The sequence below is a fragment of the Dactylosporangium salmoneum genome (assembly GCF_039532525.1).
Lineage (GTDB): Bacteria > Actinomycetota > Actinomycetes > Mycobacteriales > Micromonosporaceae > Dactylosporangium > Dactylosporangium salmoneum.
This window is the reverse complement of record NZ_BAAARV010000108.1, coordinates 35,146-52,160: the sequence shown is the minus strand read 5'-3', so window position 1 is coordinate 52,160 and position 17,015 is coordinate 35,146. Positions and strand designations below refer to the sequence as shown.

Sequence of the window (17,015 nt, the reverse complement as noted above, 5' to 3'; positions counted from 1 at the left end):
CTTCAGTTATCGATCACCGCCACGCCGCGGCCTCAACCGGGCGACCGCCTTTTGAAACACGCCTTAGGGGCCTGTCGGCACGCTGTCATCAATCTCGCGGATGACTCCGCTACATCCACCGATTACGTGCTAACACTGATGTCCCGGTGCCGGTGGATTTCTACCTTGGGCGCAATCCCCCGACCGAGGAGCCCAGGATGTTGGACCCGTCTGCACCGCAGTCCTCGTACCGTTCTGAGCGGTGGCCGACGGTCGTCAGCGCTTCGGCGGATCCGGCACGCAGGCGGCGTCGCCGGCTCGCCATCGCCGCTTCCGCCGCGGCCGTGATCATCATCGTCGTTGCGGTGATGGCCCTGCGGTCCGAGCCTCCGGCCGCTGACTCGGCGCTCACCATATTGCCCTGTAACGGCCACACCAACCCAGCGGCGTCCCCCACGGTGACGCCCGCAACCAACCCGGCCCGGCTCGCCGCCCTCACCGATCACAAGACGGGGGCGGTGTTGTCGGTGGCCTTCAGCCCGGACGGCAAGACCATGGCCAGCGCCAGCGCCGACACCACGGTGATGATGTGGGACGTGGCCAACCCGGCCACCCCGACCCGCATCGCCACCCTCACCGACCACAAGGACTATGTGCGTTCGGTGGCGTTCAGCCCGGACGGTAGGACCATGGCCACCGGCAGCGCCGACGCCACGGTGATGATGTGGGACGTGGCCAACCCGGCCACCCCGACCCGCATCGCCACCCTCACCGACCACAGTCATGGCGTGTCTTCAGTGGCGTTCAGCCCGGACGGCAAGACCATGGCCACCGGCAGCGACGATGACACGGTGATGACGTGGAACGTGGCCAACCCGGCCGCACCCGCCCGCCTCGCCACCCTCACCCCCCACGAGTACTACCCGGTGTATTCGGTGGCGTTCAGCCCGGACGGCAAGACCATGGCCACCGGCGGTGACGACGCCACGGTGATGATGTGGAACGTGGCCAACCCGGCCAAACCGACCCGCATCGCCACCCTCACCGACCACAAGCAGTGGGTGCATTCGGTGGCGTTCAGCCCGGATGGCAAGACCATGGCCAGCGCCAGCTGGGACAACACGGTGATGGTGTGGAACGTGGCCAACCCGGCCCACCCCACCTGCATCACCACCCTCACCGACCACAAGGGCAAGGTGGAGACGGTGGCGTTCAGCCCGGACGGTAAGACCATGGCCACCGGCGGCGGCGACCACACGGTGATGGTGTGGAACGTGGCCAACCCGGCTACCCCGACCCGCATCGCCACCCTCACCGACCACAACGCCTGGGCGAACTCGGTGGCGTTCAGCCCGGACGGCAAGACCATGGCCACCGGCATCGGCGACGTCATCATCTGGCGGCTCACTGCCACCTGACCACCGCTACCAGCTGGCGGTCCAGCTGTACCAGCCGCCGCCGAGGGGCCGGAACCGTGGCCCCTCGAACCAGCCGGTGTCGAGTTCCGTAGTTGGCCCGCCGGGCAGATAGGCGAATCCGGCGTCGTCGAAGAAGCTGCCGTGAGCTTCGTAGAAGACCGCGCCACCGGGCACCCAATCGGCGCCAATGATGCTGTAGCTGCCCAGCCGGCGCGGCACGGTGAACTGTTGCCACTCACTGCCCGGTGGCGGAATCGGGTGCCCGGCGACGATGGCGGCGAACGCGTTGCGGCTCGCCGCCCACCGCATCTTCGACGGTGCGCCGGTGCAGAGCAGCGCCAAGGTGAGTACACCGATGACTGGTCCGATCAGGAACCATTTCCTCCACTTGCCGGCATGACGGGCGAGGTAGATGGCGGTCCAGAAGAGCCAGACGCAGGCGACGACGAAGGCCGCGAGGCCGCTGAGCGCCATCAGCAGGAAGTTGCTGCCCGGGTAGCTCAAGGACCAGAGCAGGCCACCCGCCGCTGCAACGACGACCAGGTGGAATGCCCAGATCAACCGCCAGCCGGATCCATCCAACGCATCGTCGTCGCTTGGTGCGGTGTCCGACATGGTGACATCCTGCGGTTCAATCATGCCGGGAGCGAGGGCGTGCACTGAACCTTCACATACGCGCTCGTGGCCTCCCCGCAGCGCGAGCAGCGCTCGAGGACACATCACCCCGAGTCGGCGAGGGACGTGCGGTGATCACTCGCCACACTGACCAGGTGGGCCTATCCGAGCACAGCGCGGCCTGCCCGGGGCGGGGTGAACTGACCTTCCGCGGCATACGCGATCAGGATCACCATGGCGCAAGTGCGGCCACCGGCAATATCGGGTTCCCCTGCCCGGGCCCGGCCTGACGGAGCACCTTGCCAGCGGCGACGGGACAGTCCGACCAGCCGCACCGGTCGCCCCGGGCGGCGGGTGTCGCAGGCGTCGTCTTCGCCGTCCTGCTCGCCGCCACCATCGTCGCCATCCGCATCGTGTTCCCGGAGCTGCCGCCCGCCGCGACCACGTGGCACGCCAACGCGTTCGGCCGCGCCGCCCTGCGGGTGGCCCTGGCGCTGCTGCCATTCGCCGGCATCGCCTTCCTGTGGTTCATGGCCGCGCTGCGGACTTACATCGGCGCGCAGGAGGACAAGTTCTTCGCCACCGTGTTCCTCGGCGGGGGACTGCTGTTCGTCGCAACGCTGTTCGAGCTGGCCACGGTCGCCGACAGCATGCTCTCCATCGCCGACATGTCGCCCGGCGGACCGCCGCCGCAGCTGTGGCGCTACAGCCACCACTTCACCTTCACGCTGCTGTCGAGCTACTGCATGCGCATGGCCGCCGTCTTCACCCTGTCGACGACCACGATCGGGCACCGCCTGCACCTGTTCCCGCGCTGGCTGTGGGGGTTGGGCTACCTCGTCGGCGCGATTCTGCTCGTCGTCGTCACCCGAGTTCCCTGGTCCGAGCTGGCATTCCCGTTCTGGGCCCTGGCCGTCAGCTGCCGCATGCTCGCCGCGCGGCCCGCCGGCGGCGGGACCTAGCGTGCGGTGCCGGGAACGGTCACAGTCTGCTCGTCCAGCGCCGTCATGACCTGCTCGGTCAGGCGCTCACCCATCCGCGGGGCGTGTTTGGCCGTGATCTCGGCGAGCCGCCGCAGCGTGAGTGCAGTTCGAGGACCGCCTTGTGCTGGACCTTGGGCCCGAGGACCCGTTCCAGGGCGGGGTGGATCTGGGTGAGCAGCCCGCGGATGCGGTTGGCCAGGCGGGCGGCTTCACCGGCGAGGTCGTCATCGAAGCCGACCAGGACCTCCAGCTCGGCCAGGGTCTCATCGGCGACATCGACGCGGCGCAGCGTGTGCGGCAACGTGCGGGCGGCGTCGGCGATGACATTCGCGCTGCGGGTCGGCGCGACCGCTCTGGCCGTCCTGGACCGGCCGTGAGCGCGCGGTGCGGCCGCGGGCGGCTGCCCCGCGCCGCGGATGCCGATCATTCGGGGCGCCGACCTTGCGCCGACGCGAAGGACGTGGAGATCCTTGACGCGGTGGGGTGCGGGCGCTGCCCGGCGCTGGTCTGGCAGCCGTTCCCGGCCGGTGCCGAGACCCGCGGCGCCCCGTGAACAGTGAGGACCGGTGCCGCCTTGACGACGGACATGCCAGCCGCCGCGTCGGATGCGTTCGCGCGCACGGGGCGGCCGACGATCTACGACGTCGCGCTGGCCTGCGGGGTATCCACGTCGACGGTTTCGCGCGTCTTCGGCAACCCCAACCGGGTCAGCGCCGTGATGCGCGAGCGGGTCGAGGCCGCCGCCGTCGAGGTCGGCTACACGCCCCGCCCGCTCGCGCGGGTCGAGGCCCCCGGCAGGTCGCGCACGTTGACGCTCGTTGTCTCCGACATCGCGAACCCCTACTACGCGTCGTTGATCAAATCCGCGGAAGCCCAGGCGCGTGCGCACAACTACACCCTGGTGCTCACCGACAGCGACGAGTCGCCGCGGGTGGAGGCCGAGAACCTCCGGCACGTGCTGGCCATGTCCAGAGGCGGGATTCTTGCCACGTCGAGGCTGAGCGACGAGACGATCCGCGCGTTGGCCCGGCATCGGCCGCTGGTGGTCGTCAACCGCCGGATCGAGGGTCTCCCCAGCGTCGTCGCCGACACGGCGAACGGGATGCGTGCCGCGGTGCGTCATCTGGCCGGCCTCGGGCATCGGCAACTGGCGTACCTGTACGGTCCGCGCAACTCGTGGGCGAATGTCCAGCGATGGCGGGCCGTGCGCGACGAGGCGGCCGCACTGGGGCTTCCGGTCCGCCTGCTCGGTCCCTTCACCCCTGATCAGCAGGGCGGCCGCGAGGCCGCTGGTGCGCTCACGCGTGCCGGGGTCGGCGCGGCGGTCGCCTACAACGACCTGATCGCGCTCGGGGCCTTGCGGCAACTCCAGCGGCACGGGATCCGGGTGCCCGAGCAGCTGAGCCTGATCGGCTGCGACGACATCGCCGGCGCCGACATGGTCGCGCCCGCGTTGACCACGATCGGCGGGCCGACCGGCGTGATCGGCAGGTCCGCGGTCGACCTCCTGCACGCCGCGGTGGCCGGCGGCCGTGCGACGCCGGCATCGTTGCGGTTCGAGACCCAGCTGATCGTGCGCGGCTCGACCGGTCCGGCGGGGACGGTGGCAACAGGCGGCAACTAATTGCCGCGGCCGGGGCCGTTTGCCCAGCATGGGCGCTGTGATCAAGCCCAGACAGGCCAGGCTCAGCCGGGCGACGGCGGCCGTTCCAGCGGCGCCGGTACGGATGCTGCATCTGGGCCTGGGCAACTTCTTCCGTGCCCATCAGGCGTGGTACACCCAGCACGCGCCGGACGCCGCCGACTGGGGCATTGCCGCGTTCACCGGCCGGCGCCGGCACCTCGCCGACGCGCTACGGCCGCAGGACGGCCTCTACACCTTGGTCAACCGCGGTCCGCGCGGTGACGAGATCGAGGTCATCGGCAGCGTCGTGGCGGTGCATGAGGCCGGTGACCATGGCGCATGGCTGCGCCATTTCCGCTCCCCGCGGCTCGCCGTCGTCACCATGACGGTCACCGAGGCCGGTTACCAGTACGACCCGGGCAGCCCCGACATCGCGGCGCTGCGTCAGGATCCTGCGGCGCCGGTGAGCTCGGCGCCGGGTCGCCTGCTCGGCGGCCTGATGGCCCGGGACCGAGCCGGCCTCGATCCCGTCGCGATCGTGCCGTGCGACAACCTTCCCGCCAACGGCGACAGGATCTCGCAGGTGCTGCGCGACATGGCCGGTCAGGTCGGACCCGAGGCGGCACGAGCGGTGGATCGCGCGGCGGCGTTCGTCAACACGGCGGTGGACCGGATCACGCCCCGCGCCGGCGACGCCGACGCCCGCACGGCGCTGGCCGCCACCGGCCTGCGCGATGCCGCGCCGGTCGTCACCGAACCGTTCAGCCAATGGGTGCTGGCGGGCAAGTTCCCGGCCGGCCGGCCGCGCTGGGAGGACGCGGGCGCGGCGTTCACCGATGACGTCGCGCCGTTCGCGCGACGCAAGCTGTGGCTGCTCAACGGCGGCCACTCGCTGCTGGCCTACCTCGGCGGCATCCGTGGCCACCATACGGTCGACCAGGCGGTGCAGGACCCGGTGTGCCGGGCGTGGCTCGAGCAATGGTGGGCCGAGGCCGCCGAACAGCTGGCCGCGCCACACGATGAGGTGGCCCACTACCGGGCCGCCTTGGTGGACCGCTTCGCCAACCCGCGGCTGCGGCATCGCCTCGATCAGATCGCGGCGGACGGTTCGCAGAAGCTGACGGTACGCATCCTGCCGGTGCTTCGTGCCGGACCCGTGGCCGCCCGCCGCCCGCGGGCTGCCGTGCAGGTGCTGGCCGCGTGGGTCTGCCATCTGCGCGGCCGCGGTGCTCCGGTCGATGACCCGTACGCCCAGGCGACCGATGCCGGCGGTCCCGTCGCGGCCGCCGTGCCGCGGTTGCTGCGGCTGCTCGACCCCGGCCTCGGCCAGGACCCGGACGTGGTGGCACAGGTCGCACGGCAGGTCGAGGCCATCGAACAACAGAACCCGAGATGAGGAGCGTTGTGAACATCGACAAGGCCGAAGTCATCGTCACCAGCCCCGAGCGCAACTTCGTCACGCTGAAGCTCACGACCGACGACGGGCTCACCGGTCTCGGCGACGCCACGCTGAACGGCCGCGAACTGGCCGTCGTCAGTTACCTGCGTGATCACGTGGTGCCGCTGCTGCTGGGGCGCGACGCGGCACGCATCGAGGACACGTGGCAGTTCCTGTACCGCAGCGCGTACTGGCGGCGCGGACCGGTGACGATGGCCGCGATCGCGGCGGTGGACACGGCGTTGTGGGACATCAAAGGCAAGGCGGCCGGGATGCCGGTGTACCAGCTGCTCGGCGGTGCCTCACGCACCGGCCTGATGGCGTACGGTCACGCGTCGGGCAAGACGCTCGAGGAGCTCTTCGCCAGCATCCGGTCACACCTCGAGCAGGGGTACCGCGCGATCCGCGTGCAGACCGGTGTACCCGGCCTGAAGTCGATCTACGGCATCGCCTCGAACGCCACCCTCGAGGCCAACGGCGGCGTCCGCTACGACTACGAACCGGCCCAGCGGGGCGCCCGGCCGAAGGAGGAGGACTGGGACACGCGCAGCTACCTGCGCCATGTCCCGGCGGTCTTCGAGGCGGTCCGCAACGAGTTCGGGCCGGAGCTGCCGCTGCTGCACGACGCGCACCACCGGCTCACGCCGATCCAGGCGGCCAGACTCGGCAAGTCGCTCGAGCCCTACGACCTGTTCTGGCTGGAGGACGTCACCCCGGCGGAGAACCAGGAGGCGCTGCGGCTGGTACGCCAGCACACGACCACTCCGCTGGCGATCGGCGAAATCTTTAACACGGTCTGGGACTACCAGCAGATCATCCGGGAGCAGCTGATCGACTACGTGCGCAGCGCGGTGACCCACACCGGCGGCATCACGCATCTGAAGAAGGTGCTCGACTACGCCTCCCAGTACCAGATCAGGTCCGGCATGCACGGACCCACGGACATCTCGCCCGTCGGCATGGCCGCGGCCATGCACCTGGGCCTGGCCATCCACAACTTCGGCATCCAGGAGTACATGCGGCACGGCGCGAAGACGGACGAGGTGTTCCAGCAGTCCTTCACGTGGCGCGACGGGTTCCTGCACCCGGGTGACCGGCCGGGGCTCGGCGTCGAACTGGACACCGACGAGGCGGGCAAATACCCGTACGCGCGGGCGTACCTGCCGTACAACCGCCTCGCCGACGGCACCGTCCACGACTGGTGAGCGGTGCACCGTCCCTCGAACGCTCCCATGGCGCACCAGCATACGGCACCCGCGTGCAACCGGTTGCACGTAGGACCGCGACTGTGGCACAGTCCGCACTGTGATCGAGCGAGCCGACGTCGTTCCCGCGGCCCTGCCGCTGCCCGCCCAGGTGAGGTTGCTCAGCGGGGGGAGCTTCTTCCGTACCGCCGCGGAACCGGCGATCGGGCTCGGCGAGCTCGTGCTCTCCGACGGTCCGGTCGGCCCGCGCGGGCCGTACTGGGACGAGCGCAGCACCACCGTGCTGGCGCCGTCGCCGAGCGCCCTCGCCGCCACCTGGGACCCCGCGCTCGTCGAGCGGGTCGGTCGCGCCCTGGGCCGGGAGTGCCGGCGGATGGGCGTGCACGTGCTGCTGGCCCCGACCGTCAACCTGCACCGGTCCCCGTACGGCGGCCGGCACTTCGAGTGCTTCAGCGAGGATCCGCTGCTGACCGGCGTGGTCGCGGCCGCATACGTGCGCGGGGTGCAGAGCCAGGGCGTCGCCGCGTGCGTCAAGCACTACGTGGCCAACGACAGCGAGACCGACCGCTTCACGGTGGATGTGCGGGTCGACGAGCGGACGCTGCGCGAGCTGTACCTCGCGCCCTTCGAGGCCGTCGTGCGCGCCGGGGTGTGGGCGGTCATGTCCGCGTACAACGCGGTCAACGGCGTCACCATGACCGAGCACCCGCTGCTCGACGCGCCGCTGCGCACCGAGTGGGGCTTCGACGGGCTGGTCGTGTCGGACTGGACCGCCGTGCGCTCGGTGCGGGCCGCCGCCGTGGGTCAGGACCTGGCGATGCCCGGCCCGAGCGCCGTGTGGGGCGCGCCGCTGGTCGAGGCGGTCCGATCCGGCGCAGTCCCGGCCGCCCGGATCGCCGAAAAGCTCGAGCGGCTGGTACGCCTGGCCGGGCGCGCCGGACGCCCGCCGTCGGCCGAGGGCGGCCCGGACCGCGAGGCGGCCCGTGCGCTGATGCGTGCGGCGCTCGCGCGCGGCATGGTCCTGCTGCGCAACGAGGAGCGCGGGGGCGGCCCGGTCCTGCCGCTGGAGCACCGGGCGCCGGCGTCCGTCGCGCTGCTGGGGGCGAACGTGGCACACCCGCGCTGGCAGGGCGGGGGCAGCGCGGGCAGCTACCCGGAGCGCACGGTGAGCCCCGAGTCCGGGCTGCGCGCGGCGCTGGGGTCCGGTGCCGAGGTCGTCACCGCCGCCGGCTGCTTTCTCGAGGACGGGCCGGTGCCGCTCACGCCGGCCGACGCCCGTGACCCGGTGACCGGCGAGGGTGGGGTGCGGGTGCGGTACCTCGACGCCGCCGGGCAGGAGCTGCGCTGCGAGCACCGCCTCGCCGGCAAGCTGCTCTGGCTCGGCGACGAGCGCCTGGCCGGCGTGGCCGCGATCGAGGTGCGGGCGCTGCTCGACGTCGACACCACCGGCGACTGGGAGATCGCGGTCGGCGGCTTCGGGCACTACGTGCTGGCACTGGACGGAGTGCCGGTCGTCGACGCGACGTTCGCGGCGGACGGCGCCGACCCCGCGGCGGGCCTGGCCGCTCCGCCGGCCCGCGGCCACTGCCGGCCTTCGGTCGCCGGCGAGTGCGTCGACGTCGTCGTGCGCTACGACGTCCGGCACCCGCAGGACCCGCTGGACGCGGAGCTGGTCTGGCTGGCGGTGCGGCGGCCCCGGCGGAGCGCCGCGGACGAGCTCGCGCACGCGGTCGCGCTCGCCGCGAGAGCATCGGTCGCGGTCGTGGTCGTCGGCACGACCGAGCGGATCGAGTCGGAGGGCTCCGACCGTGCCACGCTCGCGCTGCCGGGCGACCAGGACGCGCTGGTGCGCGCGGTGGCCGCGGTCAACCCGCGCACCGTCGTCGTGGTCAACGCGGGCGCGCCGGTGCTGCTGCCGTGGGCCGCGGACGTCGCCGCGATCCTGCTGTGCTGGTTCCCCGGGCAGGAGTTCGGCGGGGCCCTTGCCGACGTGCTGCTCGGGCTGGCCGAGCCGGGCGGACGGCTGCCCACCCACTGGCCGGCGGCCGCGCCGGACCGGACGGCTGTCGAGCCGGTCGACGGCGTCCTGGACTACCGCGAGGGCCTGCGCGTCGGCCATCGCGCCGGCCCGGCCCCGGGCTATCCGTTCGGCTTCGGCCTGGGCTACACCACCTGGTCGCTCGTCGCCGCCGTGGCCGAGCCCGGCCCGCACGGCTGCACGGTCCGCCTGCGGCTGCGCAACACCGGCGCCCGCGCCGGTCGTCAGGTCGTGCAGGCGTACCTGCGCCGGCCCGAGTCCGGCCTGGACCGGCCGGTGCGATGGCTGGCCGGGTTCGCCGCGGTCGAGGCCGGTCCGGGCGCGGAGGTGGACACGCGCATCGACGTCGCCGAGCGCGCCTTCCAGCACTGGGACGTGGCGGCCGGGACCTGGCGGCGGGAACCGGGGGAGTTCGTGCTCGAACTCGGCTTCTGCAGCGGGGACCCGCTGGCCGAGCTGTCCGTGCCCGGCCGCGGGTAGCGGTGGTGCGCGCTCAGGACCGGTCCAGCGCCACGACGTCGATCTCCACCAGGATGCCGAGCAGATCCGATCCCACGGTCGTGCGCACCGGGAACGGCTCGGGCACGAGGCCGCGGTACGCCTCGTTGAACTCCGCGAAGTCGCGCTCCAGGTGTTGCAGGTGGACGGTCGCCTTCACCACGTCGCTCAGGTCGAGCCCGCGCTCGGCGAGCACGGCGGCCACGTTGGCCAGGGTCTGGCGGGTCTGCCCGCCGACGGTTGTGCCCACGACCGCCCCGGTCGCCGGATCGTGCGGGCCGAAGCCCGAGGTGAAGAAGAGGTTGCCGGCGGCGATGCCGTGCGAGTACGGCCCGGCGGGGCGAGGCGCCGAGCTGGAGCTGACGGGGAGCTTGGCCATGTCTTCCTCCACGCGGACGGACGCATTGACCGGATGCCCGGTCGCGCTGATTCGATCAGCACCGTAACATCAATCGCACCTGACGCAAGCAGCTCGCCGACGAGGAAGGGCCGCGCATGAGCGCAACGCAGGGAACCGAGCCGGACCGGGTGGAGTCGGCGGCATGAGCGCGTTGCGCGTGGCGGTGATCGGCGCCGGCGACTTCGGCGTCCGGCACCTCGAGGCCTACCGGCGCGCGGGCGCCGAGGTGGCGGCGATCGCCGACACCGACCGGGCGCGGGCCGAGCGCGTCGCCGCCCGGCACGGCGTGCCGCGCTGGTTCACCGACGGCGCCGAGCTGCTCGACGCCGTCAGGCCGCACGCGGTTTCGGTCGTGACGCCGAGCGCCACGCACGTCCCGCTGGCACTGGCCGCCCTGGACGCCGGGTGCGCGGTGCTGCTGGAGAAGCCGGTCGCCGACGACCGGCGGCGGCTGCGACTCCTGCGCGAGCACCCCGCCGCGGACCGGGTCATGCCGGCGCATGTGCTGCGTTTCGACCCGGCGTACCTCGAGCTGCGCGACCGCTTCCGGTCCGGCGCGATCGGTGAGCTGCGGGCGCTGGAGGCGCACCGGCACCGCGAGTCCGGGCACCGCACGCGCTATCCGGCGGCCGACCCGGCCGGCCTCACCGCCGTGCACGACATCGACCTCGCCGGCTGGATCGCCGGCTGGCCGCCGGACCCGGTCCCGGTCAGCGCGCGTGGCCTGGACACCGGCCAGGACCTCGGCGGGTACGTCCACGCCGTCCTGAGCCCCGCACCCGGCGTCCTGTGGTCCATCACCGCCGGTTGGCTGCTCGCCCCCGACTCCGGCGGCTGGGACCGGCTCACGCTGCACGGCTCGGCCGGCTCCCTCACCGTGACCGCCGCCGGGGGCCGCTACGAGGTCCTCCACGACGGCCGCCCGGTCGCCGCCGGCTCCCGGCCCGAGGCGCCCGGCCTCGACGGGACCATCGGGCACTTCCTGGCCGCGGTGCACGCCGGCGAGCCGTTCACCGTCCCGCTCGACGAGGCCTGGGCCGGCCTGGGCCTGGTCGAGGCCGTGTGCCGCTCGGCGCGGGCCGCCGGGGCGCCGGTCGGATGGAGCTCAGCGTGATCAACGACGCCCACGTGCACTTCTTTGCCTCGGGCTGGCGCGGCACCGCCGCCGCGCCGGACGGGGACGTGCGGGAGTACGAGGAGCTGCGCGCCGAGCACGGCATCGACCGCGTCCTCGCCGTCGGCTACGAGGGCGAGGCGCGATACGCCGGGAACAACGAGCACGTCGCCCGGCTGGCGGAGGGCCGGCCGTGGCTGGCGCCGCTGGCCTACCTCGACCTGCGACCGCAGGCTGGGCGGGCGGTCACCCCGGACACGGTCGCCGCATGGCTGGGGCGAGGCTTCGCCGGCCTGTCGGTCTACTGCCCCGACGACGGCGCGGCCCGGGCCGCGGACGCCGCCCTCGCTTCCCTCGCCGGCCCGCTGACCCGCTCCGCGGCCGTCGTCAGCCTCAACTGCCCGGCCCCGCGCATCCCACTGCTGTCCGGGGCGCTCGCCCGGCTTGCCGGGGCGTGCGTGATGGTGAGCCACCTCGGGCAGCCCGGCCCGGCAGACGCGCCCGCGCCGCGGGAGCGGCTCGCCGGCCTCCTCGCGGCGGCGCGGCTGCCGCATGTCGGGGTGAAGCTCTCCGGCGCCTACGCGGCCGGCGCCGGCGCCTTGCGGTACGCGCGGCTCCTGCTGGAGACCTTCGGCCCGCACCGGCTCTACTGGGGCTCGGACTACGCGCCCTGCCTCGACGCCGGCCCGTTCGCCGACACGGTCACCGCGTTCGCCGCCCTGCCGCTCAGCCCGGCGGAGCGCCGCCTGGTGACCCACGACAACCTCGGCGCGGCGCTCGACCGCGTCACCGGACCGGGGAGGACCACATGAACGACCGTCCCACGCTGAGCGATCCGGACGACTGGGCGGACCGGCATGCCGGCGCGTACCTCTACACCGCCGCTCAGGGCCCCGCGCTCCGCGTCGCGGTCGAGGCGTTCGAGCGGGCCTTCCGGGCGCAGAGCGCCGGGCCGGAGGGCCGGCTGGCGTTGTACCGGTACGAGGAGCAGGCCCGGGCGCAGCTGGCCGCGGTGGCCGGCGTGGATGCGGCCGACGTCGCGCTCGTCGGCGATGCGTCGACCGCCTGGAACCTGGTCGCCGGCGGTCTGGACTGGCGCCCCGGCGACAACGTGGTGCTCAACGAGTTCGAGCACCCGAGCGTGGTCTTCCCCTTCCTGCGCCTGGCCCCGGCGGGGCTGGAGGTGCGCATCGCCCGCCGCGACGACGGCTGGCAGATCCCGCCCGACGCCGTCGCGGCGCTGTGCGACGACCGCACCCGTGCCATCGCGACCAGCGACGTGTCGTACGTCAATGCCTACCGGCCGCCGCTGGACGCGCTGGCCGACATCGCCGAGCACCGCGGCATCCCGCTGTTCGTCGACTACTCGCACAGCCTCGGCGTGCTCCCCGTCGACCTGCGCCGGGTGTCGATCGGGATCAGCGCCTCGTACAAGTGGCTGCTCGGCCCGTACGGTGTCGGGATCCTGCTGTGGAACCGGGAGCGGCTGCCCGGGTTCCGGCCGGGCGGGACCGGCTGGCGCTCCACGCCGGATTTCTTCACCACCGACCGGTTCGAGCGGTACACCCTGGACGACGACGCCGGCCGGTTCCGCCAGGGCGCCTCGTGCTTCGCCGGTGCGGCGGCGCTGGCCGCGTCCGCGCGCTATCTCGCCCAGTGGGGCCCGGCCGCCCTGGCCGAGCACGCCCTCGACCTGTCCGGCCGGTTCCGCGCCGGCCTCGTCGAGCGCGGCCGGGCGGTCATCACCCCGGAGGACCCCGCGTGGCGCGGCGGCAGCATCGCCTGGCTGGACCCGGACGGGGAGCGCACCGCGGCCCGCCTGGCCGAGCGCGGCTGCCTGGTCTGGGGCGGCGACGGGCGGGTGCGCGCGTCGTTCCACGTGATGAACTCCTCCGGCGACGTGGCCGCCGCACTGTCCACGCTGGACGAACTGGAGGCGGTCCGATGAGCGCGGCACCGGAAGCGGCGATGCTGGAGCGGGCGCTGGCCGACACCGGGGAGGAGGTCCTGGAGCTGACCCGGCGCCTGGTCGCGGTGGACAGCTCGATCCCGCCCCACGCGGACGAGCGTGCCGTGGTCGCCCTGGTCCGCGCCGAGCTGGTCGCGCGGGGGCTGCCGGCGGGCGAGATCCTGGCCCGCGAACCCGACCGGCCCAACCTCGTCGTGCGGATCCCCGGCGCGAGTCCGGGCCCCCGGCTGCTGCTCAACGGCCACCTCGACACCAAGCCGGTCGGTGCCGCGGCCGGAGAGTGGCGCACCGACCCGTGGCGCGCGGAGGTGGTCGACGGCCGGCTCTACGGGCTGGGCGCGAGCGACATGAAGGGCGCCGTCGCCGCCATGATCGTCGCCGTGTCGGCCCTGCGCCGGGCGGGCCTGCCGCTGGCCGGCGAGGTCGTGCTCGGCCTGGTCGCCGACGAGGAGGCTGGCGCTCAGTACGGCTCCGCGTGGCTGGCCGGGCGGCTGCGCGCAGCCGCCGACGCCTGCCTCATCGGCGAACCGTCCGGATGGGAGCGGGACTGGCAGGGCCTGCACACCATCTCCCGCGGCCTGTGCTGCTTCGACGTGGTCGTGCGCGGCACCCAGCGGCACAGCAGCCTGTCCGACCGGATGCCGGCCCGCAACGCGATCCTGCAGGCCGCCGGGCTGGCCCGCGACCTGCACGCGCGCGCGGGCGAGCTGTTCCCGCCCGACCCCGGGCGCGGCCTCGCGCCGACGCTCAACGTGGCGGTCACGATGTCGGGCGGTGTGTTCTACGGCGTGACTCCCGGTGAGGCGCGGTTCGGCTGCGACCTGCGCACCGTCCCGGGCCTGTCGTTCGCGGAGGTCGACGCGCGGCTGCGCGGGTGGCTGGCCGAGCGGGCGGCGGAGCAGGAGCTCGATGCCGAGCTCGTCTACGCCGATGGGCTGCGCTGGATCGACGCCGCCGAGATCCCGGCGGGGCACCCGCTCGTGGCGGCCGCGCAACGGGCCGGTGCGACCGTGCTGGGCCAGGCCCCGCCGCTGTCGATGTTCCCGGGCACGACCGACGCGCCGTGGTACGCCAACCTCGGCATCCCGACGATCCCGTCCTTCGGCCCCGGCATCCTGACCTACTGTCACGGCCCGAACGAGTTCGTCTCGGTCCGCGCGCTGCGCGAGGCCGTCGGCATTTACGCGCACACGATCCTCGGCTACTGCGGGATCGCCCGGTAGGCGCCGCGCTCGCGGCGTCCACCGGGCGATCCGGGTCCATCGAGGGTCAGGGCAGCTGCTGGAAGGTCGCGTTGTCGACGTAGAACGTCGTCTGCCCGCCGATGTCCACAAGGGACAAGTAGCACTGGGCCTTCACGGAGCCGTCGGGAACGCGCTCCATCTTGGCCATCTCCACCCAGCGGCCCTGCACCTCCGACAGCGCGCGCTGGCCGCCGGAGCGCACGCCGGTGCTCTTGCCGGCGGCGTCGGAGAAGTACCAGATCAGGGTCATCCGGCCGTGCGCCGGGCCGACCGGCACGTAGTACTGCAGGCTGGAGCGCAGCAGCCCGGCGTGCACCGGGACGACCTGCGAGAGGCCGCCGGCCTGGAAGCCGCCGTTGATCTTCAGGCTGGTCCCGCCGGAGCACGAACGCTCCGTGGTGAGCCCGATCGGCGAGCGCGGCGGCGAGTTGTGCTCGATGATCCACGGGTCGGTGGTGCCCTCGAACCGGGCGTTGCGCCCGACCTCCACCAGCGCGCCGTCGGCGACCGCCAGCAGGTCCGTGGCGTACTCGCGCACCGCCGCGGACGGGTCGTTGCGGCTGCGGTCGAGGACGATCGCGCGCAGCTGCGCCGCGCCCGGGCCGCCCCGGCGCAGGTACGCCGCCAGGTCCCACAGCGGGTGGTAGTTCCAGCCGCTCCAGGTCACCCCGATGTTGATCGGGTTGAGCCCGGAGGTCTGCTTGACCAGCGGGTTGGCCTGCAGCGCGGCGAAGACCGCCAGGCGCTGCTGGGCCAGCGCGACGGTCGCGTCGAGGCCGTCCAGCGTGGTGGCGAGCAGCCGTTTGGCGTTGCCGAGACCGGTCGGCTCCGGCGTGACGCGCGGGTAGCTCAGCACGGAGGTGCGGTAGAACTCGAACTCGCTCTGCAGCAGCTGGACCCGGGCGGTCTGGGCGGGCGTGCTGTGCGGCGTGATCGCCGCGGACAGGGCGGCCCCCGCGCGGGCGACGTCCTGGGCGTCGATCGCCTCGAGGTAGCCGGGGTCGTTGAACGGGAAGTAGGTGCTCTGCAGGCCCGCCCGGAACCAGGGGGTGCGCGGCACCTTGCGGGTCCACACGTCCTCCCAGATCCGGTGGTACTCCGCGAGCCCGGCCGCGCCGGGCCCGGCCACCCGCCGGTACCACTCGTCGGCCAGCTGCTCGGCGTCGGCGTCGGCGTTCCACAGCAGCTTGCTGTACAGCCACGGCTTGACGCCCTCGCCCCAGTTCGGGTCCAGTTCGGACATCTGGGCGACGACGCCGTGGCGCACGGCGAAGCGGTACGCCTCGCTCATCGTGCGCGAGTACAGGCGCGGCGCGCAGTACAGGAAGCCGTAGACGTAGTCGTACCAGCCCAGCTGGGCCGCCCGCCGCTGCCAGAGCTGGGTGTGCTGCTGGTCGAAGCGACGCAATCCCTCGTCGATCCAGCCGAAGCGCTCCCGGGTCAGGAACGGGATCACCCGCGGGTGCAGGTCGAACGACGGCGGGTCGTAGACGTGGTCGTAGGCGATGACCCCGAACCATTTGGTGCCGGCGTAGTCCGGCCGCGCGGCGAGGACGCCCTCGACGACGGCGTTGACCCAGCGGTAGTAGACGTCGGACAGGTCGTACAGCGACAGCGAGTTGAGCTTCGTGACGTCGATCTCGTCCTCGCTGTACCCGGCGGAGTCGTTGACGCCGAGGGCGTAGCTGGTGACGTTCGGGTTGGCCGCGAAGTAGTCGAGGATGGTCTGCACGCCCTCGGTGACCAGTGCCGGTGCGGTGAACCGGGGTTGCCAGGAGGAGGCGGCGCCGGCCGCCGGGATCTTGGTCTGGCCGTTGATGATCGGGTAGAACTCGGGGTGGTACGTCGGCTTGGCCGGGTCGCCGTACTTGGCCGGCGGGAACATCGTGGCCAGGTTGTGCGAGAACGACAGGCTCCAGTGCACCCGGTTGTGCTCGGCCCAGTTGCCCTGGGGGTCGGTGGTCGTGAAGCTCGCGGTGGCGCCGTTCGGGTACGGGTACAGGATCCGGGATTGAAACGACGGGTCCTGGCGCACCGGCCCGGACGCGACCGACAGCGCGGTGGCGGCCGGGACGTCCACGCCGTCCGGACCGGGCAGCAGCCACCGCACGCCGACGAAGCGCTCCAGGAACTCGTAGGCGCCGAAACGGGTACCCCACGGGGTGGGGCCGAGGATCGTGACGGTCGCGCCGTGTGGGGCGAGCACGAAGCCGTCGCCGGACAGCCCGGCGAGGCGCTGCGCCAGGGCGGGGTCCGCGTCCGGTCCGGCCACGCCGATGTAGATGCGGCTGAGGCCGTCGAAGCCGGACAGCGCCGCGACGTTCGTGGTCGCCAGCTGGACGCCGGTGGCGGCCAGCACCGCCGTGGCGATGTCGGCCGCCGCCTCCTTCTCCTGGGGGTCCGGCGTGGCCGGCAGCACGAGCACGGCCAGGGCCCGGCCGCCGGACACGATCGGGACACCGGTGCCGGCGGTGGCGGGCGCCGGCACCG

The 17,015-nt window shown here is 73.0% G+C and carries 13 protein-coding genes and 1 pseudogene; 10 read left to right on the top strand and 4 right to left on the bottom strand.

All coding sequences use genetic code 11. From position 1 onward, the window contains the following. The first annotated feature begins 437 nt into the window (after positions 1-437). Positions 438-1,397 carry a WD40 repeat domain-containing protein gene (locus tag ABD352_RS49895; RefSeq protein ID WP_344619697.1) on the top strand — a complete coding sequence of 320 codons (960 nt, stop codon included), beginning with the start codon at positions 438-440 and terminating at the stop codon, positions 1,395-1,397. A gap of 6 nt (positions 1,398-1,403) precedes the next feature. On the opposite strand, the gene ABD352_RS49890 is transcribed toward ABD352_RS49895, so the two are convergent. Further along, positions 1,404-2,036, bottom strand: a complete 633-nt coding sequence (locus tag ABD352_RS49890) for a hypothetical protein (protein ID WP_344619696.1) — start codon at positions 2,034-2,036, stop codon at positions 1,404-1,406. Between the two features lie 275 nt (positions 2,037-2,311). Between ABD352_RS49890 and ABD352_RS49885 the strand changes: the two genes are divergently transcribed. Continuing rightward, entirely contained in the window at positions 2,312-2,974 is a 663-nt protein-coding gene (locus ABD352_RS49885) for a hypothetical protein (RefSeq protein WP_344619695.1), read from the top strand. 5 nt (positions 2,975-2,979) lie between these two features. On the opposite strand, the pseudogene ABD352_RS49880 reads toward ABD352_RS49885, so the two are convergent. Further along, positions 2,980-3,401 (bottom strand): annotated as a pseudogene (locus tag ABD352_RS49880) (IS110 family transposase); the annotation flags it as partial. A 168-nt stretch (positions 3,402-3,569) separates the two neighbouring features. On the opposite strand from ABD352_RS49880, the gene ABD352_RS49875 reads away from it, so the two are divergent. The 4 genes from ABD352_RS49875 (at position 3,570) to ABD352_RS49860 (ending at position 9,780) form a co-directional block, all read left to right on the top strand. Beyond that, complete coding sequence (locus tag ABD352_RS49875; RefSeq protein ID WP_344619694.1) at positions 3,570-4,619, top strand: LacI family DNA-binding transcriptional regulator; 1,050 nt, start codon at positions 3,570-3,572, stop codon at positions 4,617-4,619. 37 nt (positions 4,620-4,656) lie between these two features. Beyond that, complete coding sequence (locus ABD352_RS49870) at positions 4,657-6,015, top strand: mannitol dehydrogenase family protein (protein ID WP_344619693.1); 1,359 nt, start codon at positions 4,657-4,659, stop codon at positions 6,013-6,015. An 8-nt stretch (positions 6,016-6,023) separates the two neighbouring features. Beyond that, positions 6,024-7,262: a D-mannonate dehydratase ManD gene (gene manD / locus ABD352_RS49865; protein ID WP_344619692.1), complete on the top strand. Its 1,239-nt coding sequence runs from the start codon at positions 6,024-6,026 to the stop codon at positions 7,260-7,262. Positions 7,263-7,362: 100 nt separating this feature from the next. Then, positions 7,363-9,780, top strand: a complete 2,418-nt coding sequence (locus ABD352_RS49860; protein WP_344619691.1) for a beta-glucosidase family protein — start codon at positions 7,363-7,365, stop codon at positions 9,778-9,780. A gap of 13 nt (positions 9,781-9,793) precedes the next feature. Here the strand turns inward: ABD352_RS49860 and ABD352_RS49855 are convergent, their stop codons facing one another. After that, on the bottom strand, positions 9,794-10,177 hold the full coding sequence (locus tag ABD352_RS49855; RefSeq protein WP_344619690.1) for a RidA family protein: 384 nt from the start codon (positions 10,175-10,177) through the stop codon (positions 9,794-9,796). Between the two features lie 163 nt (positions 10,178-10,340). Here ABD352_RS49855 and ABD352_RS49850 point away from each other — a divergent pair, with 163 nt between their 5' ends. From ABD352_RS49850 to ABD352_RS49835, 4 genes are read left to right on the top strand one after another with little or no spacing between them, the layout of a single operon-like run. Beyond that, a complete protein-coding gene (locus ABD352_RS49850; protein WP_344619689.1) occupies positions 10,341-11,312 on the top strand; it encodes a Gfo/Idh/MocA family protein in 972 nt (323 codons plus the stop codon). Beyond that, positions 11,309-12,124, top strand: coding sequence for an amidohydrolase family protein (locus ABD352_RS49845; RefSeq protein WP_344619688.1), 816 nt, complete (start codon positions 11,309-11,311; stop codon positions 12,122-12,124). The genes ABD352_RS49850 and ABD352_RS49845 overlap by 4 nt, the downstream gene beginning before the upstream one ends. Further along, on the top strand, positions 12,121-13,260 hold the full coding sequence (locus ABD352_RS49840; RefSeq protein WP_344619687.1) for an aminotransferase class V-fold PLP-dependent enzyme: 1,140 nt from the start codon (positions 12,121-12,123) through the stop codon (positions 13,258-13,260). The genes ABD352_RS49845 and ABD352_RS49840 overlap by 4 nt, the downstream gene beginning before the upstream one ends. Further along, a complete protein-coding gene (locus ABD352_RS49835; RefSeq protein ID WP_344619686.1) occupies positions 13,257-14,504 on the top strand; it encodes a M20 family metallopeptidase in 1,248 nt (415 codons plus the stop codon). Before ABD352_RS49840 ends, ABD352_RS49835 begins: the two co-directional genes overlap by 4 nt. A 46-nt stretch (positions 14,505-14,550) precedes the next feature. Here the strand turns inward: ABD352_RS49835 and ABD352_RS49830 are convergent. Next, positions 14,551-17,015: DUF4838 domain-containing protein (locus tag ABD352_RS49830; RefSeq protein ID WP_344619685.1), on the bottom strand; the 2,465-nt coding region annotated here is incomplete at its 5' end.

Excerpts from the sequence above, each read along its gene's own strand:
- ABD352_RS49890 (WP_344619696.1), bottom strand. The coding sequence starts at position 2,036 with ATGATTGAACCGCAGGATGTCACCATGTCGGACACCGCACCAAGCGAC.
- ABD352_RS49855 (WP_344619690.1), bottom strand. The coding sequence starts at position 10,177 with ATGGCCAAGCTCCCCGTCAGCTCCAGCTCGGCGCCTCGCCCCGCCGGG.
- ABD352_RS49850 (WP_344619689.1), top strand. The coding sequence starts at position 10,341 with ATGAGCGCGTTGCGCGTGGCGGTGATCGGCGCCGGCGACTTCGGCGTC.
- ABD352_RS49840 (WP_344619687.1), top strand. The coding sequence starts at position 12,121 with ATGAACGACCGTCCCACGCTGAGCGATCCGGACGACTGGGCGGACCGG.
- ABD352_RS49835 (WP_344619686.1), top strand. The coding sequence starts at position 13,257 with ATGAGCGCGGCACCGGAAGCGGCGATGCTGGAGCGGGCGCTGGCCGAC.